The sequence below is a fragment of the Actinokineospora xionganensis genome (genome assembly GCF_014323725.1).
In the GTDB taxonomy this organism is placed as follows: Bacteria; Actinomycetota; Actinomycetes; order Mycobacteriales; family Pseudonocardiaceae; genus Actinokineospora; species Actinokineospora xionganensis.
Window position 1 is genome coordinate 1 of sequence record NZ_JABVED010000008.1, and the last position, 23977, is coordinate 23977.

The window sequence follows — 23977 nt, forward strand, 5'->3', positions numbered from 1 at the left end:
AAACAACACACGCACATCCGAATTAACCGCACCAAGTAAGGAGCGACAGCATCAGAGGCTGATATTGCTAACAAGTTTGTTTCTTTGGCAGGTCACCCACTCTATCACCTACTGGTGAGAGCTTGGTTCGTGACCCCCTGTGTCAGGCTCCGCTCCGGTCTGACCGGCTCGTTCCGCGCTGACTTGGATAAAGTTACACGGGGCCAAACCTGGGGTCAAATCGCACCCCCAGGGACCCATCACGGGCGGAAACCGCAGGTCACCGCCCCCGTGTGGGCTCTGAAACCAACGTAACCCACCCGATCTCCGGTGTGAATGTGACGGCGATCACACATACTTTCTTTCGGATCGCCGGTATCTGGCCTCTGAGCTGCGGAAACACCGATGGCCGCCGACCCCAGGGGGATCGACGGCCATCAGGAGACCAACTCGGACGGGCTAGACCTGCACCTCGACACCCGCGGTGTTGCGCTTGCCCCGGCGCAGGACCAGCCACTTCCCGTGCAGCAGGTCTTCCTTGGACGGCGTCCACGCCTCGTCGGTGACCTTGCCGTTGTTCACGTACGCGCCGCCCTCCGTGACCGCGCGCCGCGCCGCTCCCCTGCTCTCGGCGAGCCCGCAAGCAAGGAACAGGTCAATGATCGTGGGCTCGTCGGACAACCGGGCGGTTCCGGTGGGCGCCTCGGACATGGCTGCTTCCAGCGTCCCCAGGTCCAGGCCGCCGAACTCGCCGCGGCCGAACAGCGCCTGGCTGGCCGCCACGACCTGGTCGGTCTGGTGTTGGCCGTGCACCAGCGTCGTGAACTCCTCGGCCAGCCGCTTCTGCGCGGCCCGCAGGTGCGGACGCTCCGCGGTGTCGCGCTCCAGCGCCTCGATCTCCTCCCGGTCGAGGAAGGTGAACAGGCGCAGGTAGCGGATGACGTCGGCGTCGCCCACGTTCACGAAGTACTGGTACCAGGCGAACGGCGAGGTCATCTCCGGGTCGAGCCAGACGTTGCCACCGCCGGTGGATTTGCCGAACTTGCGTCCCTCCGCGTCGGTGACCAGCGGGGCGGTCAGCGCGTGCACCGACTCGCCGTCGACCCGGCGGACCAGGTCGACGCCGCCGATGATGTTGCCCCACTGGTCGGAACCGCCCAGTTGGAGCTTGCATCCGTGCGCCCGGTGCAGCTGCAGGTAGTCGTGGGACTGCAAGAGCAGGTAGCTGAATTCGGTGTACGACATGCCGTCGCCTTCGAGGCGGCGCTTGACCGTCTCGCGGGAGAGCATCACGTTGATCGAGAAGTGCTTGCCGACGTCGCGCAGGAACTCCAGGACCGACATCCCGCCGGTCCAGTCGAGGTTGTTGGCCAGGACGGCGCCCGTGCCCTCCCCGTGCGAGTCGTCGAAGTCGACGAAGCGCTCCAGCTGGCCGCGGATCCGGTCGGCCCACTCCGCCACCACGTCGGTGGTGTTCAGGGTGCGCTCACCGCTGTCACGCGGGTCGCCGATCATGCCCGTGGCCCCGCCCGCGAGGACGATCGGCCGGTGCCCGGCGCGCTGGAAGCGGCGCAGCATGAGCAGCGGGACCAGGTTTCCGGCGTGCAGGCTGGGGGCGGTCGGGTCGAATCCGCAATAGAGGGTGAGCGGCCCGGAGTCGAGATCCCGGCGCAGGGCGTCGAGGTCGGTGGACTGCGCGATCAGGCCGCGCCAGGACAGCTCGTCGAGAATGTGCTCACTCACGGGGCCATCCTCCCGCACGTCCCCCACCTGGGCGCGAGCGGATTGCCCGGCACCGGTTGTTCGCCTGACCTTCGCCGTCCACTTAGGCAACACCTATGCACGAATAGCGATACAGGTGCAGGATGCCGAAATCCGTGTTCCACCGACTGGAGGCGACCCCGTGCCAGGTGCAAGACCAGTTCTCCGCTACGCCATGCCCGTCGCGCTCGCCGCGGCCGTCATGGTCGCGATCCCGCTGACCTCACCGTCCAGCGGTCCCCAGGCCGAGGCGTGGACCCCCATGTCGCCGGTCGCGGTCGACTACGCGGCGGAATCGGCCGCGGGCACCGCGCGGGGCAGGCTGTTGGGCTTCAACGACTTCCATGGCGCGCTTGAGCCGCCCGTCGGCAGCGGCGGCCTGGTGAACGGCAACCCCGCCGGTGGCGTGGAGTACCTCGCGACCTACGTGGAGCGGCTGCGCGATCAGGGCAAGGCCAACGGTGAGAAGGTGCTGACCGTCGGCGCGGGCGACCTCGTCGGCGCGACCCCGCTGATCAGCGCCGCGTTCCACGACGAGCCGTCGATCGAGGTGCTCAGCGCACTCGGTCTGAACATCGCCTCGGTCGGCAACCACGAGTTCGACGAGGGTGTCGACGAGCTCAAGCGGCTGCAGAAAGGCGGCTGCCACCCGGTCGACGGCTGCCAGGACGGCGACGGCTTCGAGGGGGCGGACTTCCGCTACCTGTCGGCGAACGTGGTCGACAAGCAGACCCGCAAGCCGATCCTGCGCCCCTACGAGATCAAGATGGTCCAGGGTGTCCCGGTGGCGTTCGTCGGCATGACGCTTGAGGGCACACCCGCCATCGTCAACCCGGCGGGGATCTCGACCGTGGACTTCCTCGACGAGGTGGAGACCGCGAACTCCTACGCCGACCAGCTGAGCAGGCTCGGCATCAAGTCGATGGTGCTGCTGATCCACGAGGGCGGCCAGCAGAACTCCCCGCCCACGCCGCAGGACCCGTCGAGCTGCGCGAACTTCGCGGGGCCGATCACCAACATCGTCGCCGGGCTGCGGCCGGAGTTCGGTCTGGTGGTCTCCGGGCACACGCACCGCTTCTACAGCTGCGCGCTGCCGAACTCCTCGGGCGCGAACAGCGTGGTCACCAGCGCGGGCTCCAACGGCACGCTGGTCACCGACATCGGTGTCAAGCTGGACCGCAAGACCCGCAAGTTCACCAACATCTCCGCGCGCAACGTGATCGTGGAGAACGGCGTCAAGAACGCGGACGGCACCTGGGCGAAGGACGCGCAGGGCAACTTCGTCCGCAACCCGGACCTGGTGAACGCGGCGGCGAAGGCCATCGTGGACAAGTACCGGGCGGCTGTCGCGCCGCTGGCGAACAAGGTGGTCGGGTCGATCACCGCCGACATCACGCGAGTCGCCTCCGCGGCGGGTGAGACCGCGCTCGGCGACGTGATCGCGGACGCTCAGCTGGCGTACACCACCTCGCAGCAGGCGCAGATCGCGCTGATGAACCCGGGCGGCATCCGCGCGGACCTCAGCTACGCGTTCTCGCCGGGCGGTGAGCAGCCGGGCCAGGTCACCTACGGCGAGGCGTTCACGGTGCAGCCGTTCAACAACCTGGTAGTGACGCAGACGCTGACGGGCGCGCAGCTCAAGGAGGTCCTCGAACAGCAGTTCACTGGGTACGCGGGCCAGACGACGACGAAGTTCCTGCAGGTGTCGGCCGGTTTCGCGTACTCCTACGACACCACGCAGACTCTCGGGTCGCGGGTGACGCAGATGTCGCTGAACGGGGTTCCGATCGATCTGGCCGCGAGCTTCAAGGTGACATCGAACGACTTCCTCGCCAACGGTGGGGACGGGTTCACGAAGCTGTCGCTGGGCACGGGCCGGGTCTACGCACCCGGGTTCGACGTGGACGCGCTGGTCGCGCACCTGACGAACGCGGCGCCGGTGGCTCCTGGGCCGCGGGACCGGATCACCAAGATCGCTTGATAGTCGCTGTTCGAACGTGCCCGGCTCGGCCCACCGAGCCGGGCACGTTCGTCTTCAGGTGCGGGTGCGGGCGGCTTTGCCGCCTCGGCGGTAGCCGCTGACGGCGGGTGAGCCGTCGACCCAGAAGCGCCATGGCACGTCCATCGCGACTGCCACGCCGACTCGCGGGCCCGCCTGGATGGAGTCGGCGGGCAGTGGGTCGGCGGCGAGGACGCGGACGGGTGAGGCCGGGTCGGTGAGGTCGACGCCGTTGTGGGGGCGGTGCAGCCCCAGGGCCGTGGTGAGCCTGGCCGGGCCTTTCGCCAGTTCCGCGTCGGTGCGGGCGGTGGGGCGGCGCAGGCGGGCGAGTTCCACCCCGGACACGACTTCCCCGGCGCGCAGGAGGACGGCGCCGGGGACGCCGTCGGTGAGGGAGACGATGTTGGCGCAGAAGTGCATGCCGTAGACGAAGTAGACGTAGAGGTGGCCCGCCGGGCCGAACATGACGTCGTTGCGTGGGGTTCGGCCGCGGTAGCAGTGTGAGGCCGGGTCGTCGCCGCCGCGGTAGGCCTCCACCTCGACCAGGCGGATGGCGACGTTGCCCTCGTCCGTGCGTGATTCCAGGACGCAGCCCAACAGGCGTTGGGCTGCGACGACCGGGTCTACGGCGAGTTCGGCTCGCGTCAGGACGCGGTCGGTGCCTGTTCCGCCCAACTCCGGTGCTCCTCGATCCGCCGCACGACACGGTCACGCTGTTCCGCGACCCGTTGGGGCGCGGTTCCACCGTACGCATCGCGCGAGGCGATGGAGCCGGTGACGGTGAGGACCTCACGGACCTTCGGCGTGAGCGCCGGGTTGACCTCGGCGAGTTCGGCGTCGGTCAGGTCGGCCAAGCCGACTCCCCTGTCCTCGGCGCGGCGGACGCAGTCGCCCGCGGCTTCGTGGGCGACGCGGAACGGGACGCCTTCGCGGACCAGCCACTCGGCGATGTCGGTGGCGAGGGTGAAGCCCGCGGGGGCCAGTTCGGCGAGGCGGTCGGTGTGGAAGGTCAGGGTGGAGAGCATCCCGGCGATCGCGGGAAGCAGGAGCTTGAGCTGGTCGACGGAGTCGAAGACCGGTTCCTTGTCTTCCTGGAGATCACGGTTGTAGGCAAGCGGTTGCGCCTTGAGCGTGGCGAGCAGGCCGGTGAGGTTGCCGATGAGCCGTCCGGACTTGCCGCGGGTCAGTTCGGCGACATCGGGGTTCTTCTTCTGCGGCATGATCGAGCTGCCGGTGGCCCAGGCGTCGTCGAGGGTGGCATAGGCGAACTCGGCGGTGGTCCAGATGATCACTTCTTCGGCGATCCTGGACAGGTTGACGCCGAGCATGGCCACGGCGAAGGCGAACTCGGCGGCGAAGTCACGCGAGGCGGTGCCGTCGATGGAGTTCTCGGCGGGCGCGTCGAACCCGAGTTCGGTGGCGATGGCGGCCGGGTCGAGGCCCAGCGAGGACCCGGCGAGAGCGCCGGAGCCGTAGGGCGAGACGGCGGCGCGTTTGTCCCAGTCGCGCAGGCGGTCGACGTCACGCAGCAGGGACTGGGTGTGGGCCAGCAGGTGGTGTGCGAGCAGCACGGGCTGGGCGTGCTGCAGGTGGGTGCGGCCGGGCATGGCGGCGTCGGGGTGGCGCTGCGCCTGGAAGAGCAGGGCTTCGACGACGTCGAGGACGCCACCGGCGATGAACCGGGCGGCGTCGCGCAGGTACATGCGGAACAGGGTGGCGATCTGGTCGTTGCGGGACCGGCCCGCGCGAAGTTTGCCGCCGAGGTCTTTGCCCGCGCGGTCCATGAGACCGCGTTCGAGAGCGGTGTGGACGTCCTCGTCGGCGAGGACGGGGGTGAACGCCCCGGAGACCACGTCGGCCTCCAGGACGTCCAGCGCCTCGATCATGCCGTGGAGTTCGTCCGCGGTGAGCAGGTTCGCGCCGTGCAGGACGCGGGCGTGGGCTCGGGACCCGGCGATGTCGTAGCGGGCCAGGCGCCAGTCGAAGTGGGTCGACAGGCTCAGGGCCGCCATGGCTTCGGCCGGTCCGGAACTGAACCGCCCACCCCACAGTGCGGTGGGTTCCTGCTCGCTCACGAAAGTGCCTCTCTGCAACGGATTGACGGTCCCGCGCCCGTTCGTCACGAACGCGGGTCCGCCTCGATTTTCGCCGCCTAGTCCAGATAGACAACCCCCACCCGCCCTGGGGGGCTGCCCTTGGCCAGTCTATCGGCGCTGGGGCGGCTGTGGGGCGGTTGAGTGTCGCCTGTGGACAGTTGGGGCGGGGTGTGGACAAGTCGGCGGGTTTGGGTGCGCCGACTTGCCTTCTAGTGCTGTGCGCGCTTGGCGGCGATCTTGCTGGGGAGGCCCCAGAGCTGGACGAAGCCCTTGGCGAGGCCCTGGTCGAAGGTGTCGCCCTCGTCGTAGGTGGCCAGGTTGAAGTCGTACAGCGAGACGTCCGACTTGCGGCCGGTGACGGTGGCGCGGCCGCCGTGCATGGTCATGCGGACGTCGCCGGAGACGTATTCCTGGGTCTCGGCGATGAAGGCGTCCAGGGCGTACTTCAGCGGGGAGAACCAGAGGCCGTCGTAGACGAGTTCGGCCCAGCGCTGGGCGACGGTCTTCTTGAAGCGGGCCAGGTCGCGCTCGACGGTGACGTTCTCGAGTTCCTGGTGCGCGGTGATCAGCGCCATCGCGCCGGGGGCCTCGTAGACCTCGCGGCTCTTGATGCCGACCAGGCGGTCCTCGACGATGTCGATGCGGCCGATGCCCTGGGCGCCCGCGCGCCGGTTGAGCTCCTGGATGGCCTGCAGCATGGTGACGGTCTGGCCGTCGATGGCGACCGGGATGCCCTTGTCGAAGGTGATGACCACCTCGTCGGCGTCGCGCGGCTCGGCCGGGTTCGAGGTGTACTCGTAGACGTCCTCGATCGGGGAGTTCCAGATGTCCTCGAGGAAGCCGGTCTCGACGGCGCGGCCCCAGACGTTCTGGTCGATGGAGTACGGCGACTTCTTCGACACGTCGATGGGCAGGTTGCGGTCCTCGGCCCAGGCGATGGCCTTCTCCCGAGTCCACGCGAAGTCGCGGACCGGGGCGATGACCTTCAGGTCGGGGGCGAGGGCGCCGATGCCGACCTCGAAGCGGACCTGGTCGTTGCCCTTGCCGGTGCAGCCGTGGGAGACCGTGGTGGCGCCGTGGTACTTGGCGGCCTCGACGAGGTGCTTGACGATCACCGGGCGCGAGATGGCCGAGACCAGCGGGTAGCGGTCCATGTAGAGCGCGTTGGCCTGCAGCGTGGGCAGGCAGTACTGCTCCGCGAACTCGTCGCGGGCGTCGGCGACGACCGCTTCGACGGCGCCGCACTCGAGGGCGCGCTTGCGGATCGTGTCGAGGTCCTCGCCGCCCTGGCCGACGTCCACCGCGACCGCGACTACCTCAGCACCGGTCTCCTCGGCGATCCAGCCGATGGCCACCGACGTGTCCAGCCCACCCGAGTAGGCCAACACCACCCTGTCACTCATTGCTCTCTCCTTGTTTTGGCAAGTCTGGGGATCCAGCGGATCCATTGCTGCTGGTGCGTGCGGCCATGGCGGTGAACCGCTCGGCCAGGTCCTGGCCGCACAGCGGCGGGCGGACGATCACCATGAGGGTGTCGTCGCCCGCGATCGTGCCGACGATGTCGATGAGGGCGGCGCGGTCGATGGCGCTGGCGAGGAAGCCCGCCGCGCCGGGTGGGGTGCGCAGGACGGCGAGGTTCGCGGAGCTGTCCGCGGAGACCAGCAGCTCGCTGAGCAGCCGGATCAGCCGGGCGGTGCCGCCCTGGACGCCGCGGACCGGGTTGCCGTCCTCCGGAATGACGTAGACCGGCGCGCCGCCGTCGGCCCCGCGCAGCTTCACGGCGCCGAGTTCGTCGAGGTCGCGCGACAGCGTGGCCTGGGTGACGTCGATGCCTTCGGCGCCGAGCAGGGTGGCCAGTTCGGTCTGGCTGCGGATGGCGCGCTCGGAGACCAGTTCGACGATGCGAGCCTGGCGGGCGGCGCGGGTGGAGGCGGAGGCGGTCATCGTTGCGCCACCAGCCAGGCCATGAGCGCTTTCTGTGCGTGCAGCCGGTTCTCCGCTTCGTCCCACACCGCGCTGGCGGGGCCGTCGATGACCTCGTCGGTGATCTCCCAGCCACGGTGCGCGGGCAGGCAATGCAGCACGATCGCGCCGGGGGCGGCCCGCTCCAGCAGGTCGGTGTTGATCTGCAGCTTGCGGAACGGGGTGACCCGGTCCTTGCCGTCGTTCTCCTGGCCCATCGACGTCCATGTGTCGGTGACGAGCACGTCGGAGCCGTCGACCGCGGCGTGCGGGTCGGTGAGCAGGGTGACGCTGCCACCGGTCTCGGCCGCGCGGCGCTTGGCGTCGAGCACGACCTCCGAGAGCGGCAGGAAGCCTTCGGGGGCGACGACCCGCACGTGCATGCCCGCGGTCGCGCCGCCGAGCAGCATCGAGTGGGACATGTTGTTGGCGCCGTCGCCGAGGTAGGTGGCGGTGAGCCCGGCGAGCTTGCCGTGGCGTTCCTCGATGGTCTGCAGATCGGCGAGGACCTGGCAGGGGTGGAACTCGTCGGACAGCGCGTTGATCACGGGGATGCTCGCGCCCGCGGCCATGGCCTCGATGCGTTTCTGCGCGTAGGTCCGCCAGGCGACCATGTCGACGTAGCGGGACAGCACCCGCGAGGTGTCCTCGATGGTCTCTTCGCGACCCAGCTGCATGGTGCGGCCGTCGACGACGATGGGCTGGCCGCCGAGTTGCTGGATGCCGACCTCGAAGGACAGCCGGGTGCGGGTGGAGTTCTTCTCGAAGATCGTCGCCACCGACAGGCCTTCGAGCGGCCGTTGGGCCAGTGGAGCGCCCTTGAGTTCCTTCGCGAGGGTGAGAACCTCGCGCTGGTCCTCGGGTGAGAGATCGTCGTCGCGCAGGAAGTGCCTGATCATGGTTCAGCTCTCCTGGGCGGTATCGAGGATGCCGGGAAGCGCCGAGAGGAACTCGTCGGCCTCGACGTCGGTGAGGATCAGCGGCGGGGCGAGCCGCAGCGCGTCGGGCTGGACGTTGTTCACAAGGAATCCCTTGTCCAGTGCGGCGGCGGACACGGCGGCGGAGACCGGCTTGGTCAGGCCGACGCCGAGGAGCAGGCCGCGGCCGCGCACGCCGGAGACCAGTGGGTGGTGCAGGTCCTCGATCCCGGCGGTGAGGTGCTTGCCGAGAGCGGCGACGTGGTCGAGCAGGCCGTCGGCGGCGATGGTGCGCAGCACCGCGAGACCGGCGGCGCAGGCGACCGGGTTGCCGCCGAAGGTGGTGCCGTGGTGGCCGGGGGCGAACAGGTCGGCCACCGCGCCGATGCCGACGCAGGCGCCGAGCGGCAGGCCGCCGCCGAGGCCCTTGGCGAGGGTGATGATGTCCGGGGTGATGCCCGCCTGCTGGAAGGCGAACCACTGGCCGAGCCTGCCGACGCCGGTCTGCACCTCGTCGAGGACGAGCAGCGCGCCCGCCTTCGCGGTGATCTCGCGGGCGGCCTGGAGGTAGCCGTCCGGGGCGACGACAACGCCGCCCTCGCCGAGGATCGGCTCGATGAAGACCGCCGCGGTGTCACTGTCCACAGCGGACCGCAGCGCTTCGATGTCGCCGAACGGGATGTGCGTGACGCCGGCGTCGAGCGGCAAGAACGGCGTGCGCTTGGCGGGCTGGCCGGTGAGCGCGAGCGCGCCCATGGTGCGGCCGTGGAAAGCGCCCTCACACGCGATGATCTTGGTCTTGCCGGTGAGGCGGGTGAGCTTGAACGCGGCCTCGTTGGCCTCGGCGCCGGAGTTGCAGAACAGCACCTTGGCCTGGCCGGTCAGGCCCGCGACGTCGAGGATCGCGTCGGCCAATTCCACCGACCGCTGGTTGATGTAGAGGTTCGACGTGTGGCCGAGGGTGGCGATCTGGCTGGTCACGGCCTCGACGACGGCCGGGTGCGCGTGGCCGAGCGCGTTGGTCGCGATGCCGCTGAGCAGGTCGAGGTAGCGGTTGCCGTCGGCGTCCCACACGTGCGAGCCCTCGCCGCGCACGATGGTCAGCTTCGGTGTGCCGTAGTTGTCCATCAGCGCGGACTTCCACCGCGCCTGGCCATCCACATTGGATTCGATCATGACTCCCCCTCGTCCGGCAGCACCATGGTCCCCACACCGCTGGTGGTGAACACCTCGAGCAGCACCGAGTGCGCCAGCCGCCCATCGATGACGTGCGCCTTGGGCACGCCGCCGACGACCGCGCGCAGGCACGCCTCCATCTTCGGCACCATGCCGCTTTCCAGGCGTGGCAACAGTTTTTCGAGTTCGGTCGCGCGGACCTCATGCAGCAGCGACGACTTGTCCGGCCAGTCGGCGTAGAGGCCCTCGACGTCGGTCAACACGACGAGCTTCTCGGCTTCCAGCGCGATGGCGAGCGCGGCGGCGGCAGTATCGGCGTTGACGTTGTGCGGCAAGCCGTCGCGGTCGGGCGCGACGGTCGAGACGACCGGGATGCGGCCCGCGTTGACGATGTCCATCACGGCTTCGGGGTTCACATGCACGACGTCGCCGACCTGGCCGAGGTCGACCTCGACGCCGTCGACCGTCGCGGTGCGGCGCTCGGCGGTGAACAGGTGCGCGTCCTCGCCGGAGATGCCGACCGCGTACGGGCCGTGCTGGTTGATCAGGCCGACCAGCTCGCGGCTGACCTGGCCGGTGAGGACCATCCGGACGACGTCCATCGTCTCGGCGTTGGTGACCCGCAGGCCCGCCTGGAACTCGCCTTCGATGCCGAGCCTGTTGAGCATGGCGCTGATCTGCGGGCCGCCGCCGTGCACGACGACCGGGCGCAGGCCCGCGAGCCGCAGGAACACCATGTCCTCGGCGAACGCGCGCTTGAGCGATTCGTCGACCATGGCGTTGCCGCCGTACTTGATCACCACGAGCGCGCCGTGGAAGCGCTGCAGCCATGGCAACGCCTCAACCAGGACATTTGCCTTTGCTTTCGCTGTGTCAATTCCTATCGCGCTGTTCATGACGAATACGCGCTGTTCTCTTCGACGTACGCGTGGGACAGGTCGGTGGTGAGAATCGTCCCGCTGCCCTCGCCCGCGTGCAGGTCGATCACCACGTCGATGTCGCGGCCGGTCAGGTCGGCGGCGGAGCGGTCCTCGCCCCGGCCGCCCGCGCGGCACACGGTGACACCGTTGATGGTGATGTCGAGCTTCTGCTGGTCGAAGTCGGTCGGCGCGTTGCCCACGGCCATCGCGATGCGGCCCCAGTTGGGGTCGGAGGCGAAGAACGCGGTCTTGCACAGGTTGTCCTGGGCGACGATCCGCGCGGCGGCAAGCGCTTCGCTGTCGTTCGCTGCGCCGTTGACCGTGATCGTGACGTGCTTGGTGACGCCCTCGGCGTCGGCCTGCAACTGCGCGACCAGGTCGGCGCAGACCGCGCTGAGAGCCTCGCTGAACTCGACCTCGGACACCGCGACACCGGACGCGCCGGAGACCAGGAGCAGGACCGTGTCGTTGGTGGAGGTGCCGCCGTCGACGTCGAGCCGGTTGAACGTGAACTCGACCGCGGAGCGCAGTGCGGGCTCGACGGCGGCCGGGTCGATCTGGACATCGGTGGTGATGACCGAGAGCATCGTGGCCATGTTGGGCGCGCACATGCCCGCGCCCTTCGCGAAGCCGCCGATGACCCAGCCGTCCGGGTGGGTGAACGCGGTCGTCTTCGGGACCGTGTCGGTGGTCATCACGGCAGTGGCGGCGGCGAGACCGGCTTCCGCGCCGGGAGCCAGTTCCTTGGCGGCGAGGTCGATGCCGCAGCGGACGGCGTCCATGGGCAGCCGCTCGCCGATCAGGCCGGTGGAGCAGACGGCGACGTCGATCGCGCCGACGCCGAGGACGTCGGCGACCTTCTCGGCGGTGGCGTGGCTGTCCTGGAAGCCCTCGGGGCCGGTGCACGCGTTCGCGCCGCCGGAGTTGAGGACGACGGCCTTGAGCTTGCCGGTGGTCAGGACCTGCTGGGACCAGAGGACGGGCGCGGCCTTGACCTTGTTGCGGGTGAACACACCGGCAGCGTGGGTCGCGGGACCGTCGTTGACGACCAGGGTCAGGTCGGGCTTGCCGTTGGCCTTGATCCCGGCGGCGACACCCGCCGCGCGAAATCCCTGCGCCGACGCGACACCCTGGGCACGGTCGATGGTCACGGTGCGACTCCCACAGTGGACAGGCCGGTGGTCTCCGGCAGGCCGAGCGCGATGTTCATGGATTGCACGGCGGCACCCGCCGTGCCCTTGGTGAGGTTGTCGATGGCGGCGACGACCACGAGCCTGCCGAGGTCGGCGTCGACGGTGACCTGCAACTGCACGGCGTTGGAGCCGAGCACCGCGGCCGTGGTGGGCCAGCGGCCCTCGGGGAGCAGGTGGACGAACGGCTCGTCGGCGTACGCCTTCTCGTAGGCGCCGCGCACGTCGGCGGCCGGGTCGATCAGCTGGGCTGAGCAGGTGGCGAGGATGCCGCGCGGGAGTGGGGCCAGGACCGGGGTGAACGAGACGGCGACCGGCTTGCCCGCGGCGGCGCTGAGGTTCTGGGTGATCTCCGGGGTGTGCCGGTGGGCGCCGCCGACGCCGTACGCGCTCAGCGAGCCCATGACCTCGGAGCCGAGCAGGTTGGGTTTGAGGCTCTTGCCCGCGCCGGACGTGCCGGACACGGCGACCACGACGACTTCGGGCTCGACCAGCGCCATGGCGGGGGCGAGGGCGAGGGAGCTGACGGTCGGGTAGCAGCCGGGGACGGCGACCCTGGTCGCGTGCCGCAGGTTCTCGCGCGCGCCCGGGAGTTCGGGCAGACCGTAGGGCCAGTGGCCTGCGTAGTCGCCGCCGTACCAGCGGTCCCAGGCGTCGGAGTCGGTCAGTCGGTGGTCGGCGCCGCAGTCGACGACGAGGACACCCGCGTCGAGCTGGGCGGCGATGGCGGCGGAGTGGCCGTGGGGCAGGGCGAGGAAGACGACGTCGTGGCCCGCGAGGATCTCGGCAGTGGTCTCCTCGAGGACCCGGTCGGCCAGCGGCAGCAGGTGTGGCTGGTGTTCACCGAGCTTGGAACCCGCGTTGCCGCCCGCCGTGAGCGCGCCGATCTCGACGTCGGGGTGCGCGAGCAGGAGCCGCAGGAGCTCTCCCCCGGCGTATCCGCTGGCGCCCGCGACGGCGATCCGAACCTTCATACGGATGATTATGCACTCTCATGCAAACTCACTCAATCCGTTTCACTCGACCGTGGCGACGGCCACAGCAGGACCGTTCGGGCGAGCCCAGCGAAATCGCGCTCGACCAGGGCACGGAGTCGAAAGTTGGGAGGAGTGAGACGGTCTGCCTGCGGTGAATCAGGGTCCGAACCCGGGCCTGGTCAGCAGGCCGTGGTCGTGATGCCGCACCCGGGCGGACGGCACTGCTCGTGACGACGCGGTCCTGCGCGAGATGGTGCGGGAGTTGGTCTCAGAGCAGGCTCAACTGGAGGGGCGGATGCGGTTTTCGGGGTTGTCGTCGACCGGCGGGTCCAGGTGGAACCGGAGTTTGCTTCGGGCGTGACGGTCGCCTTGTCGTGCGCGGTCCGCGAGTTCGGTGAAGAGGCCCCGCTCCAGGAGGACTTCGGCCAGTCGCCACTGGCCGCGGCCGGTGCGGTCGACGAAGTCGCGCAGTTCGTCGTCCCTGCCCGCTTCGGCGAGGTGGTCGGTCCAGGCGTCCGCGGCGAAGGGGATGTCGGCCTCGGCGCGGGCGCGGAGTTCGTCTTCGCGCCCCATCGCCGACAGGAGCCAGCCGAAGCGCTGGCGGGCGTGATCGTGGTCGAGATCGCGGAATTGGTCTATGTCCTGGCGTTTGGCCAGTCGGTCCATCCACTGGTGCAGCGCGGTGAGGTCCCCTGCCTTCGCTCGGGCGCGGAGGGTGTCGTCGTCGGGGATGGTGGCGGCGAGGAAGCTCGCGGCGTAGGTGTCCCCGGCCTCCGCACGGGCGCGCAGGGACTCGTGCCTGCCTTGGGTGTGCAGCAAGTGGTCGAGTTTGCGCGCGGCGGTGTCGTCGCCCGCGTCCGCGCGAGCGCGGAGGGCGTCCTCGTCGCGGGTGGCCAGGATCTCCGCCAGTTTGCTCGCGGCGTATCCGTTGCCCGAGTCGGCCAGCGCGGCGAGTTCGCTTTCCTGACCCAGGCTGACGTGCAGATCCACCAGTTCGCGACGGGCCCTGGAGTCGCCCGCTTCGGCGAGGGCGCGCAGTTCTTCCGCGCGGCCGAGGACGCCGAGCAGGTCGATCACGCGGATGCGGGCGAGTTCGCCGTCGACCGCACGCAGGTCGTCCACGCGGCGCTGGTTGTAGAGGAGCGTGATCAGGCCGTCGCGGGCTTCCTCTTCGCCGGCGGCGAGGCGTTGGCGGAGTTCGGCTTCCAACCCCTGCTTCGCGAGGAGGGATGCCAGGCGTTCCCGGATGCGGCGGTAAGCGAAGCCTGGTCGCGCGCCCGCGCGGGCGATGTCGGTGGCGGCGTCGAGGTCACCGGTGTCGACCAGGACTGTGATCAGCTGCTCGGTCGCGTACCGGTCTTCGGTGAGCGTGCGGAGTTCGGAGACCTCGGAGTCCTCGGAGTCCTCGGAGACCTCGGAGTCCTCGGAGACCTCGGAGTGTCGGACGAGGTGGTCGACCAGCAGGCGGCGGGAGCGGAAGTCGCCCGCGGTCGCGCGGGCCCGCAACTCGTCGACGAGACCGTGGTCTGCCAGGAGTTGCGGCAACGCCCCGATCGCGGGCGCGTGACCCGCGTCGGCGAGTAGGCGCACCTCGTCCACATGGTCGCGCGCGACCAGCATGCCGACAAGGGCAGGCATCGCGTGCTGAGACTCGGCGGCGAGCGCGCGAAGGTCGTCCAGCCTGCCGTGTTTCGCCAGGACCCGGGACAGCGCGCCCGCGCCTTGCGAGCCCCAGGCGCGGAGGTCCTCGGTTCGGTCGAGGAGTTCGAGGAACTTGATCCACAGCCGGGCGGACGACGGGTCACCGTCCTCCGCCCGGTCCCGGAGTTCGTCGAAGAGGCCGTGGGTGATCAGCAGGCCGGGCAGTTCGCGCTGGGCGGCCCAGTCGCCCGCGTCAGCTCGCCCGCGTATCTCGTCGATCACTTCTTGCGGGCGAGGGTCACGCCGTCGCGCAGGGGGAGCATGACGCTGTCGACGCGGTCGTCGGCGACGACGATGTCATTGATGCGGCGGATCGCGATATCGGCGGGCTCTTGGGCCGAGTCATCGACGACACGGCCGGAGCGCAGGACGTTGTCGAGGGCGATGACGCCGCCGGGGCGCAGGCGCGGGACCAGCTCGGCGTAGTAATCCGGGTAGCCCTCCTTGTCGGCGTCGACGAAAGCGAAGTCGATCACCGGGTCGGTGGGCAGGGCGCGCAGGGTCTCGATGGCGGGAGCGATGCGCAGGTCGATGCGGTCGGTGAGGCCCGCGCGCTCCCAGTACTTGCGGGCGATCGACGTCCATTCCTCGCTGACGTCGCAGGCGATCAGCTTGCCGCCCTCGGCGAGGCCGCGGGCCACGCAGATCGAGGAGTAGCCGGTGAAGACGCCGACCTCGACAGCGTTCTTGGCGCCGAGGATGCGCACGAGCATGGTGAAGAACTCGCCCTCGTCGTGCGAGATCTGCATGACGGCGGCGTCCGGGTACGCCTCGACTGTCTCGGCGGCGAGGTCCCGCAGGATGTCGTCCGCCTGCGTGGAGTGGGCCAGCAGGTAGTCGCTGATGGCGGGATTGAGAATGTCCATTCCGCTATTCAACTACCGATAGAGCTCGAATGTCGCGGCGATTCGGTCGTGGTCGGCGCCGTCGGCGAGGAGCAGTTGCAGCAGGATCCGGGCCTTCGCCGGGTCGAGGAAGCCGCCGTGGATGAGGCCGCGGTCGAACAGGTCGCGCTCGGAGCCCGGGTAGCCGTAGGTGGCGCGCAGGACGGAGCCTGAGCCGGTTCGCGAAGCAAGCACCACAGGGACGCGCTGCGCGAATTCGGCGACCAGCGGGACCATCCCCGCGGGCACGTGGCCCGCGCCGAGGCCCGCGATCACGATGCCGTCGAAGGCGTCCCCGGCGCGGCGCAGGAGTTCGCCGTCGTCGCCGAGGGTCACGGTGACCAGGCCGACGCGCCGGGCGGAGATCTTGTCCGTGGCGGGCAGGACCAGGTTGATCCGCGGAGTGCCGCGCAGCCGCGGTTCGCCCTCGACGATGAGGCCGAGGGGGCCGAAACCTGGGGAGACGAACGCGCCGGTGCTGCTGGTGTGGCTCTTGCGGACGAAGCGAGCGCCGTGGACCTCGTCGGACATCACGACCAAACAGCCGAGCGCGCGCGCGTCATCGGACAGCGCGACGCGGATGGCGGCGTAGAGGTTGGCCGGACCGTCCGCGCCCGCCGAGGCGGGGGCGCGCATGGCGCCGGTGACGACGACGGGGGCCGGGCTGTCGACGGTGAGGTCGAGGAAGAGGGCGGTCTCCTCGATGGTGTCGGTGCCGTGGGTGACCACGACGCCGGTGGCGCCGTTGGCGATCTCCTCGCGGACGGCGTGGCTCAGGGCGGTGAGGTCGTCGAAGCCGAGCGACGGGCTGGGCAGGGAGCGCAGGGTGCTGGCGGTGAGGTCGACGCCGAGGTCGGCCAGGCCGGGGACTGCGGCGATGAGGTCGTCGGCGCCGAGGGCGGGGACGACACCGCCGTCGGCGCTGGGGGCCATGGCGATGGTCCCGCCCATGGCGATGATGGCCACACGAGGCCGCACGATTCCTCCACGTATGTCGAACTCACTTGCCTGACGGGGCGACTCACTTGCCTGAACGGGCGACTCGCGGGTCGAGGAGGTCGAGGAGTGGGGTCCAGGGGTCAGCCACACCGGCGTCGGAAATATAGGCGCCCGCGCTCTGGAGGGTGTCGAGGTGGGACTGCCAGCGGGGGTGGGCGCGCTGGGCCGGGTCGGCTTGGGGGCGGATGACCACGCGGACACCGGGGGTGCCGAGGGCTTCACCCAGTGCGGTGAGGGCCTGGTTGTCGGCGATGCCCAACGCGAGTTTGGCGAGGGAGTTGGCCGTCGCGGGGACGAAGAGGAACGCGTCCGGTGTCGGGTACGGCTTCGGTTGCGACGGGAGACGGCCGGTGCTGCGCAGTGGCAGCTCGGTCAGTGCCCGCAACCGCGGGGTCTCCCCCGCCGCGTCCATCCAGCGGGCCGCGGTCGGGGTCAGCGTGATCGCGAGCCGCCAGCCCGCCTCGGCGGCGGGCTCGGCGATCTCGACCCGCAACCGCTGGTCGACGCCGTAGCCCGCCGCCGCGACCAGGCCGAGCGTCCTCATCGTCGGAGGAGGGCGCAGAACATGGCGTCGGTGCCGTGGCGGTGCGGCCAGAGCTGCACGTACGGGCCGTCGCCGAGGTCCGGGACGTCCGGGAAGTACTCGCGCGCGTCGATGGGGGTCACACCGGTTCGACGGACCACGTCGGAGACGACGCCGATGGTCTCGGCGAGGTGCGGGGAACACACCACGTAGGCCACGACTCCGCCGGGGCGGACCAGGTTGAGCGCGCTGGTCAGCAGAGCGCTCTGCAGGCGCGTCAGGTCCCCGACATCCGACGGCTGCCTGCGCCAGCGGGCCTCCGGCCTGCGCCGCAGGGCACCGAGACCGGTGCACGGGGCGTCGACGAGGACACGGTCGTAGGAGCCCAGTTCCAGGCCCGGGGAGCGGCCGTCGGCGACGTGGATCTTGACCGGCAGACCCGAGGTGATGCGCTCGATGAGCTTCGCGCGGTGCGGAGCCTTCTCGACGGCGTCGAGGGTTCCCGCGTTGATCGCGGCGAGGGCGCCCAGGAGCGCCGCCTTGCCGCCGGGGCCCGCGCACAGGTCGAGCCAGCGCAGGTCGGAGCCCTCGACCTCGGGCCGGGTCAGGGCGAGCGCGCACAGCTGGCTGCCCTCGTCCTGCACGCCCGCGAGCTTCTCCTTGACCGCGTCGAGGTCGCCGGGGTCGCCCGCGCCCGCGTCGAGGCGGACGCCGTAGGGCGAGTACGGCGCGACGTCGCCGCCGGTCATCGCGGCCAACTCTTCCGCGCTGACCTCGCCCGGGCGGGCGACCAAGTGCACGGCGGGGCGCTCGTCGTCGGCGCGCAGGGCGTCCGACAGCTCTTCGCCCGTGGTGCCGAGGGCGTCGGCGAAGGCGCGGGCGATCCAGCGCGGGTGGGCGTTGCGGGCGGCGAGGTTGCCGACCGGGTCCTCGCCCGCGTCGGGGGCGAGCTGGTCGAGCCAGGCGCTCTCGTCCTTCTCCGACACCTTGCGCAGCACGGCGTTGACGAAGCCCGTGGGCCGCGGACCCTGGTCCGCGCGCACCATGTCCACAGTGGACGCGACGGCGGCGTGGGCCGGGATTCGGGTGCGCAGCAGCTGGTAGGCGCCCAGTCGCAGGGAGTCGAGCAGGTACGGCTCCACTTTGGACAGCGGCCGGTCGATGCACTCGGCGAGGATGTCGTCGATGAGGCCCATGGCGCGGCAGGTGCCGTAGGTCAGTTCCGTGGCCAGCGCGGCGTCGCGGCCGGAGATGCGGCGCTCACGCAGCAGCTTGGGCAGCACGAGGTTGGCGTAGGCGTCGTCGGCGCGTACCGCGCGCAGCGTGTCGAGCGCGGCCCGGCGGGCGGGGTCGTCGGTCGGCGGACGGTCGGGCGTGTCCGGCCTGCGCGGCGGTCGCGCGCGGCCCGGTCGTGATGGCCGATGCGCTCGTTTGCCTGGCTGCGTCACGTCAACCGCTCCCCTGCTTCGATGCGGATGCCGCGCGCCCAGTCGGTCGCCTGCATGCGTTTTTTCCCTTGTGCCTGTACTTCGCCCAGCCGCAACGGCCACGTGGCCGTCCCGACCAGGATGCGCTTGCGCTCGACGAGCAGCTCACCCGGGGCGAGTTCGCCTTCGGCCCTCGTCATCGGGCCGAGCTTGATCCGCTCGCCGCGGAACTCCGTCCACGCGCCGGGCTCGGGCGTGACCGCGCGGACGCGGCGGTCGACGGCGAGACCCGGGAGGGTGAAGTCGACCTTCGCGTCCTCGACGGTGATCTTGTGGGCGTAGCTGACGCCGTCGGCGGGTTGCTCGCGCGCGACCAGTTTGCCGTCTTCGATGCCGTCCAGTGTGGACAGCAGCAGACCGGCGCCCGCGACCGCGAGCCGGTCTAGCAGCGCGCCGGAGGTGTCATCGGGCCGGATCGGCTCGGTGAGCACACCGAAGACCGGACCCGCGTCGAGTTCCTTGACGATCTGGAACGTGGTGGCGCCGGTGATCTCGTCGCCGTGGTAGACCGCTGCCTGAACAGGTGCCGCGCCGCGCCACGCGGGCAGCACCGAGAAGTGCAGGTTGACCCAGCCGCGGCGGGGAATGTCCAAAGCGGACTGCGGCAGCATGGCGCCGTAGGCCACGACCGGGCAGCAGTCCGGCTCGATCTCACGCAGCCGGGCCTGGAAAGACTTGCTCGACGCCTTGGCCGGGCTCAGCACCTCGATGCCGTGCTCATCGGCCAGCGCCGCGACAGGCGAGCGGACCAGCTTGCGACCGCGGCCCGCGGGGGCGTCCGGCCGGGTGACGACGGCGGCGACCTCATGGCGGCCGGACTCCAGCAGCGCCCGCAGCGACGGGACGGCGACCTCGGGCGTGCCCGCGAACACCAGCCGCATCAGTGAGCACCGAACAGCGGGTGCGGGCTCTGCTTGAGCGTCGGCACCGCGCCGTCGAACCAGGGCGCGTCGCGGATCTCGCGCATCGCGAGCTTGCGAGTGGCCTCGTCGAGCCGGTCGACGAACAGCACACCGTCGAGATGGTCGGTCTCGTGCTGGATGCAGCGGGCCAGCAGGTCGGTGCCCTCGATCTCGATGGGCTCACCGTGCATGTTGAACCCGCGCGCGACCACGTTGCTGTGGCGGCGGCAGTCCCAGGAGAAGCCGGGGATCGACAGGCAGCCCTCGGGGCCTTCCTGGTAGTCCTCGCCGACCGAGGTCCACACCGGGTTGATCATGTGCCCGGCGAACCCGTCGCAGTGGTAGGTGAACACCCGCAGCCCGACCCCGAGCTGCGGCGCGGCGATCCCGGCGCCACCCTGGGACTCCATCGTGTCCCAGAGGTCCTTGACGAGGTTGTGCAGCTCTCGGTCGAAGTCGACCACCTCGGCGGCGGGCGTGCGCAGCACGGGATCCCCGAAGAGCCGGATCGGCTGAACGGTCACAAAGCTCCTTCGACGTGCGGGCGGTCGTCCCAGTGTATTCAGCTCCGATGCAACGCTTCACGCCGGAGCGGACACCTACCGTCGTGACTACCATCGCGCGATCAAGCTGGGGGGCGGGAGCGCTGGACATCGTTGTGGCCGCTGACAGCGACGCGGTCTTGTGGAGAAAGGCCGCGGACGGCGACCGATCCGCGTTCGGTCTGCTGTTCGAACGGCATGTCCAGGCGGTGTGGAACCACGCATACCGGCTCACCGGGTCATGGGCCCAGGCCGAGGACGTGACGTCGGCCGCGTTCATGACCGGCTGGTCGAGGCGGCGCGAGGTGACCTTGGTCCGGGACAGCGCACTGCCCTGGCTCTACGCGGTGGCGGGCAACCTCGCGCGCACCGAGTACCGGCGCTCGACCAGGTTCCTGCGGGCCGTGCGGAAGGTTCCGGTGGAGCACACCGCCGCCGACCACGCCGACGCCGTCGTCCAGCGGGTCGACGACGACCGGCGCACCAGGGAGGTCGCCGAAGCCGTGCGCTCGCTGCCGAAGGCGGAGCGGGAAGCGGTCGAGCTGTGTCTGTTGGGGGAAGTGTCGACCGCGGACGCGGCCGCGCTGCTCGGGGTCGCGGAGGTCAGCGTGCGATCCCGGCTGTCGCGGGCGCGGGCCCGGCTGCGCACTGTGCTGGAGGAGAGGGCATGACCGAGGAATGGAGGCCGTACGTCGCGCCCCGGCGCGACCTGCCGGACGCGGTCCGCGACCGCATCCGGACCCACGCGCTGGGCGAGGTGAAAGCACCTGGCGGCAGGCGGCGCACACCGTTGGCCGTGGCCGCGGGAGTGGCGCTGCTCGTCGCCGCCGGTTCTTTGGCGGTGGACTCGCTGGCCGGTGTCCAGGCACCCGCGAACGGCCTGCCTGGACCGGAGATCGACATGACCCGCGCGCAGGCCGAGTTGGACCGCTGTTGGGCCGCCGTCGTGGACGCGGGGAAGGCGATGCGGTTCCCACATCGGGCGACCTGGCGGCCGGTGATCGGCTGGCAGGTCGAGGGCCGGTGGATCGTCGCGGCCCGGTCGGATGAGACGCCGATCATCTGCGAGACGACCACGACGTCGGTGACGGTGTCGGACCCGAAGGGCCTGGCGCCTGCCGCGTCGGGGACGGGGACGGCCGCGCTGCTGTTCACCCCTGCGGGCTCCATCGCGGGTGTGGCCGACCCTGCTTGGTCGACGTTGCACGTCAGCTCAGACTCGCCGGGAGGTCCAGCAACGGCGGCCATCGTGAAGGATGGTTTGTGGGTAGGGATGAACCCGCTGCCGCGGGGACAGTTGCGCGTCAGCGCCAATTTCCCCGGTCAAGGCACCTCCGGGCCTGATTTCCGCGATCTTCCCGCGCCCGCGACTCCCGCGGTCTCGGTGGTCGACCGTCCACTTCCGGCAGGCGAACGAGCTTCCCACGAAGGACGCTTCCTGGGCGAATGCCTTAGTTCCGTGGAAACCCCTGTTTCCGATCCTGACGCGTGGCAGCCGGGTGCGATGGCGTCAGTCGGTGCGGACCAGACGGTCATGGCACGGCTCGGTGAGTTGGTCGCGTACTGCACCGGCGACTTCCACCCGTCCGGGGGTGAGCGCCGGTTCTTCTTCACCTTCATCCGGGATGAGGTGATGCTCGCCCGGCCGGTCCAGTTCGTCACCGTAATCAAAGCTGAGCCCGGCGAGGGCGCATGGGCGGTCGGCGCGGTCCAGCCGGAGGTCGCTGCCATGACGATGACCGCGAAGCCCGGGGATGCCCCGGTCTCCGTGCCGATCGTCAGATCGACCTTCGCGGTGCCCATTCCCGAGGAACTGGTCCCAGACCTTCAGTCTGTGCCCTTGGGGATCAACGTGGTGCTGACCGATCGGGACGGAAAACAAATCCGCTCCGGGCAGTTGTTCCCGGGGTGAAGGTCAGATCATTTCCAGCGGATCGAGCTGGACGCGCAGGGGGTCTGGTTCCTTGCGGGCGGTGCGGATGGCTTGGGCCTTGGCCAGGGCGGTGGCAAGGGCCCGGCCTTCGACGCGGGTCACGCGGATCAGGGCGCGCTCGCGGGCCGCCTGGCCGTCGGCGTCCAACTCGCCCAGGGGGACTGGGCCGAGGACTTCGCCCGTCGGGGGCAGGGGGAGGTCGTCCAGGAATGCGGCGAGGGCGCTGGGGGTGCCGTCGACGGAGGCCATGCGGACGGCCGGGGGGAAGCCGAGTTCGGCGCGGGCGGCGAGTTCGCGGGACGCGTGCCAGACCGGGTCCCAGCGGACGAGGGCCTGGACTGTGGGGGCGGCCGAGTCGGCCATCACGACGACTCGGCCGCCTTCGCTCGCTGGTCTGACCAGGGCGGACGCGGTCATCCAGCGGCGGAGGGCCTCCTCGGTGGCGCGCAGGTCGGCGCGGTTGAGCAGGGCCCAGGCGTCGAGGAGGAGGGCGGCGCCGTAGCCGTGCTCGGCCACAGGTTCGGCGCCGGGGGTGGCGACGACCAGGGCGGGTTCGGGGCCGACGGCGGCAAGGACCTCTGGGCCGCCGGAGGTGCGAACGGGGACTCCGGCGAAGGCCCGGCCCAGCTCCTCGGCGGTGCGTTTCGCGCCGATGACGACGGCGCGGAGTTTGCGGGAGCCGCAGGTGGGGCAGCGGTAGTTGGCGTCGGCGGCGGCGCACCAGCGGCAGGCGGGGGGTTTGTTCTCGCCCTGGCTGAGCGGGCCGGCGCAGCGGCGGCAGCGGGCAGGGGTGCGGCATTCCTGGCAAGTCAGGGCGGGGACGTAGCCGCGGCGCGGGACCTGCACGAGGACGGGGTGGCCCGCCTTGAGTGCGGCCCGGGCGGCGTCGAACGCGACGGAGGGGACGCGGGCGGTGCGGGCGGCCGGGTCGCGGGCGAGTTGGGACTCGTGCTCCCCGATGGCGGTGACACGCGGGGCGGCGTCGCGGACGGCTTCTCGGGTGGCGACGATCTCCGGGGCCCAGCCCGAGTCGACGAGGACCTGGGCCTCGGCGGTGCGGGCGAAACCGGCGACGAGAACGCTTGCGTGCCCGAGTGCCCCGCGCTGGATCAGAACGTCGCGGACGTGTGGGTACGGGGAGCGAAGGTCGGAGTGCTGGTCGTCGCCGTCGTCCCAGACGACGAGGATGCCCGGGTTCTCGACCGGGGCGTACGCGCTCGCGCGGGTGCCGACCACGATCCGCGCGCGACCGCGCCGCAGGGAGAGCCAGGCGCGATAGCGCTTCGCGGGACCTTGGTCGGCCGACAACGCGACCACTGCGTCCGCACCCGCGAGTGCCACGCAGGCGCCGTGGACCCGGGTCACGTCACGGTGGTCCGGGACGACGAGGACCGCGCCCCGGCCTGCGGAGGCGGCGGTGGCGGCGAGTTCGGCGAGCCGGGTGGGCCAGTCCTCCCCCGGCAGGGCCTGCCAGACGGCGTGGGCCTGCCTGCCGGTGCGGACGGCGTCGAGGAAGGCGTTGCCGCGCGGGTAACGCGACCAGCCCGCCGAGTCGGGGGCGGCGGGCGGCGGGACGGGTTCGGCGGGGTCCTCGGCTTCGACCCGGCCGTGCCGCGGCGGGATGGCGAGGCGAAGGACGTCGATCATGGTGCCGCCGTACCGGTCGGCGACAGCGCGGCAGAGGCGGGCGATCTCGGGGGCCAGCACCGGTTCGGGTGAGACCACCCGGTCGAGGAACTGGAGGGTGCCGGGGTGGTCGGACTCGGCGATCCGCTCGATCAGGAACCCGTCGACGAGCTGTCCGGCGAAGCGGACCCGGATGCGGCAGCCGGGGACGGCGTCGGGGCTGAGTTTGTCGGGAACGAGGTAGTCGTAGGTGCGGTCGAGGTGCGCGAGGGGCACGTCGACGTAGACCTTGGCCACGGGGAGGTCGGCGGCGGGTTGTTGCTTGCCCTTGGGTGGGGCAGGTTTTTTGGGTGCGGCGACCTCGAACAGGGCGTCGGGGTCGGAGGGCATGTGCGCTGGTTTA

General features: G+C 70.6%; 21 protein-coding genes. 3 read left to right on the forward strand and 18 right to left on the reverse strand.

Annotated features, from left to right (window positions below; translation table 11 throughout):
* Positions 1-438: 438 nt before the first annotated feature.
* Entirely contained in the window at positions 439-1722 is a 1284-nt protein-coding gene (gene tyrS / locus GPZ80_RS15185) for a tyrosine--tRNA ligase (protein ID WP_187221020.1), read from the reverse strand.
* A gap of 160 nt (positions 1723-1882) precedes the next feature.
* Here tyrS and GPZ80_RS15190 point away from each other — a divergent pair, with 160 nt between their 5' ends.
* Positions 1883-3721: a bifunctional metallophosphatase/5'-nucleotidase gene (locus GPZ80_RS15190; RefSeq protein ID WP_222719370.1), complete on the forward strand. Its 1839-nt coding sequence runs from the start codon at positions 1883-1885 to the stop codon at positions 3719-3721.
* Between the two features lie 54 nt (positions 3722-3775).
* Here the strand turns inward: GPZ80_RS15190 and GPZ80_RS15195 are convergent, their stop codons facing one another.
* The 16 genes from GPZ80_RS15195 to def form a co-directional block, all read right to left on the reverse strand.
* Positions 3776-4414: a DNA-3-methyladenine glycosylase gene (locus GPZ80_RS15195; protein WP_246477146.1), complete on the reverse strand. Its 639-nt coding sequence runs from the start codon at positions 4412-4414 to the stop codon at positions 3776-3778.
* Positions 4384-5814, reverse strand: coding sequence for an argininosuccinate lyase (argH, locus tag GPZ80_RS15200; protein ID WP_187221021.1), 1431 nt, complete (start codon positions 5812-5814; stop codon positions 4384-4386). Before argH ends, GPZ80_RS15195 begins: the two co-directional genes overlap by 31 nt.
* 230 nt (positions 5815-6044) lie before the next feature.
* Entirely contained in the window at positions 6045-7238 is a 1194-nt protein-coding gene (locus tag GPZ80_RS15205; RefSeq protein ID WP_187221022.1) for an argininosuccinate synthase, read from the reverse strand.
* A complete protein-coding gene (locus GPZ80_RS15210) occupies positions 7231-7779 on the reverse strand; it encodes an arginine repressor (protein ID WP_187221023.1) in 549 nt (182 codons plus the stop codon). The genes GPZ80_RS15205 and GPZ80_RS15210 overlap by 8 nt, the downstream gene beginning before the upstream one ends.
* Positions 7776-8696 (reverse strand): ornithine carbamoyltransferase, encoded by a 921-nt coding sequence (gene argF, locus GPZ80_RS15215; protein ID WP_187221024.1) that lies wholly within the window; start codon positions 8694-8696, stop codon positions 7776-7778. Before argF ends, GPZ80_RS15210 begins: the two co-directional genes overlap by 4 nt.
* Before the next feature lie 3 nt (positions 8697-8699).
* Positions 8700-9890, reverse strand: a complete 1191-nt coding sequence (locus tag GPZ80_RS15220; RefSeq protein WP_187221025.1) for an acetylornithine transaminase — start codon at positions 9888-9890, stop codon at positions 8700-8702.
* Entirely contained in the window at positions 9887-10786 is a 900-nt protein-coding gene (argB, locus tag GPZ80_RS15225; RefSeq protein WP_187221026.1) for an acetylglutamate kinase, read from the reverse strand. The genes GPZ80_RS15220 and argB overlap by 4 nt, the downstream gene beginning before the upstream one ends.
* Positions 10783-11955, reverse strand: a complete 1173-nt coding sequence (gene argJ / locus GPZ80_RS15230) for a bifunctional glutamate N-acetyltransferase/amino-acid acetyltransferase ArgJ (RefSeq protein WP_187221271.1) — start codon at positions 11953-11955, stop codon at positions 10783-10785. The genes argB and argJ overlap by 4 nt, the downstream gene beginning before the upstream one ends.
* Before the next feature lie 2 nt (positions 11956-11957).
* A complete protein-coding gene (gene argC / locus GPZ80_RS15235; RefSeq protein WP_187221027.1) occupies positions 11958-12974 on the reverse strand; it encodes an N-acetyl-gamma-glutamyl-phosphate reductase in 1017 nt (338 codons plus the stop codon).
* Between the two features lie 282 nt (positions 12975-13256).
* The gene (locus GPZ80_RS15240; protein WP_187221028.1) at positions 13257-14900 is read right to left on the reverse strand and encodes a hypothetical protein; all 1644 of its coding nucleotides are present in this window, start codon (positions 14898-14900) and stop codon (positions 13257-13259) included.
* Positions 14897-15544, reverse strand: a complete 648-nt coding sequence (locus GPZ80_RS15245) for an O-methyltransferase (RefSeq protein WP_187221029.1) — start codon at positions 15542-15544, stop codon at positions 14897-14899. Before GPZ80_RS15245 ends, GPZ80_RS15240 begins: the two co-directional genes overlap by 4 nt.
* 12 nt (positions 15545-15556) lie before the next feature.
* Positions 15557-16540 (reverse strand): asparaginase, encoded by a 984-nt coding sequence (locus tag GPZ80_RS15250; RefSeq protein ID WP_312880343.1) that lies wholly within the window; start codon positions 16538-16540, stop codon positions 15557-15559.
* Positions 16541-16583: 43 nt separating this feature from the next.
* Complete coding sequence (locus tag GPZ80_RS15255; RefSeq protein ID WP_187221030.1) at positions 16584-17105, reverse strand: flavoprotein; 522 nt, start codon at positions 17103-17105, stop codon at positions 16584-16586.
* The gene (locus tag GPZ80_RS15260; protein WP_312880344.1) at positions 17102-18532 is read right to left on the reverse strand and encodes an RsmB/NOP family class I SAM-dependent RNA methyltransferase; all 1431 of its coding nucleotides are present in this window, start codon (positions 18530-18532) and stop codon (positions 17102-17104) included. Before GPZ80_RS15260 ends, GPZ80_RS15255 begins: the two co-directional genes overlap by 4 nt.
* Positions 18529-19452 carry a methionyl-tRNA formyltransferase gene (fmt, locus tag GPZ80_RS15265; protein ID WP_187221031.1) on the reverse strand — a complete coding sequence of 308 codons (924 nt, stop codon included), beginning with the start codon at positions 19450-19452 and terminating at the stop codon, positions 18529-18531. Before fmt ends, GPZ80_RS15260 begins: the two co-directional genes overlap by 4 nt.
* Positions 19452-19997, reverse strand: a complete 546-nt coding sequence (def, locus tag GPZ80_RS15270) for a peptide deformylase (RefSeq protein ID WP_187221032.1) — start codon at positions 19995-19997, stop codon at positions 19452-19454. Before def ends, fmt begins: the two co-directional genes overlap by 1 nt.
* A 134-nt stretch (positions 19998-20131) precedes the next feature.
* On the opposite strand from def, the gene GPZ80_RS15275 reads away from it, so the two are divergent.
* Complete coding sequence (locus GPZ80_RS15275) at positions 20132-20686, forward strand: RNA polymerase sigma factor (RefSeq protein ID WP_312880345.1); 555 nt, start codon at positions 20132-20134, stop codon at positions 20684-20686.
* Positions 20683-21927: a hypothetical protein gene (locus tag GPZ80_RS15280; protein ID WP_187221034.1), complete on the forward strand. Its 1245-nt coding sequence runs from the start codon at positions 20683-20685 to the stop codon at positions 21925-21927. Before GPZ80_RS15275 ends, GPZ80_RS15280 begins: the two co-directional genes overlap by 4 nt.
* A gap of 3 nt (positions 21928-21930) precedes the next feature.
* On the opposite strand, the gene GPZ80_RS15285 is transcribed toward GPZ80_RS15280, so the two are convergent.
* Entirely contained in the window at positions 21931-23964 is a 2034-nt protein-coding gene (locus tag GPZ80_RS15285; RefSeq protein ID WP_187221035.1) for a primosomal protein N', read from the reverse strand.
* Positions 23965-23977: the final 13 nt, after the last annotated feature.

Excerpts from the sequence above, each read along its gene's own strand:
- GPZ80_RS15205 (WP_187221022.1), bottom strand. The coding sequence starts at position 7,238 with ATGAGTGACAGGGTGGTGTTGGCCTACTCGGGTGGGCTGGACACGTCG.
- GPZ80_RS15210 (WP_187221023.1), bottom strand. The coding sequence starts at position 7,779 with ATGACCGCCTCCGCCTCCACCCGCGCCGCCCGCCAGGCTCGCATCGTC.
- argF (WP_187221024.1), bottom strand. The coding sequence starts at position 8,696 with ATGATCAGGCACTTCCTGCGCGACGACGATCTCTCACCCGAGGACCAG.
- GPZ80_RS15220 (WP_187221025.1), bottom strand. The coding sequence starts at position 9,890 with ATGATCGAATCCAATGTGGATGGCCAGGCGCGGTGGAAGTCCGCGCTG.
- argB (WP_187221026.1), bottom strand. The coding sequence starts at position 10,786 with ATGAACAGCGCGATAGGAATTGACACAGCGAAAGCAAAGGCAAATGTC.
- argC (WP_187221027.1), bottom strand. The coding sequence starts at position 12,974 with ATGAAGGTTCGGATCGCCGTCGCGGGCGCCAGCGGATACGCCGGGGGA.
- GPZ80_RS15245 (WP_187221029.1), bottom strand. The coding sequence starts at position 15,544 with ATGGACATTCTCAATCCCGCCATCAGCGACTACCTGCTGGCCCACTCC.
- GPZ80_RS15255 (WP_187221030.1), bottom strand. The coding sequence starts at position 17,105 with ATGAGGACGCTCGGCCTGGTCGCGGCGGCGGGCTACGGCGTCGACCAG.
- fmt (WP_187221031.1), bottom strand. The coding sequence starts at position 19,452 with ATGCGGCTGGTGTTCGCGGGCACGCCCGAGGTCGCCGTCCCGTCGCTG.
- GPZ80_RS15280 (WP_187221034.1), top strand. The coding sequence starts at position 20,683 with ATGACCGAGGAATGGAGGCCGTACGTCGCGCCCCGGCGCGACCTGCCG.
- GPZ80_RS15285 (WP_187221035.1), bottom strand. The coding sequence starts at position 23,964 with ATGCCCTCCGACCCCGACGCCCTGTTCGAGGTCGCCGCACCCAAAAAA.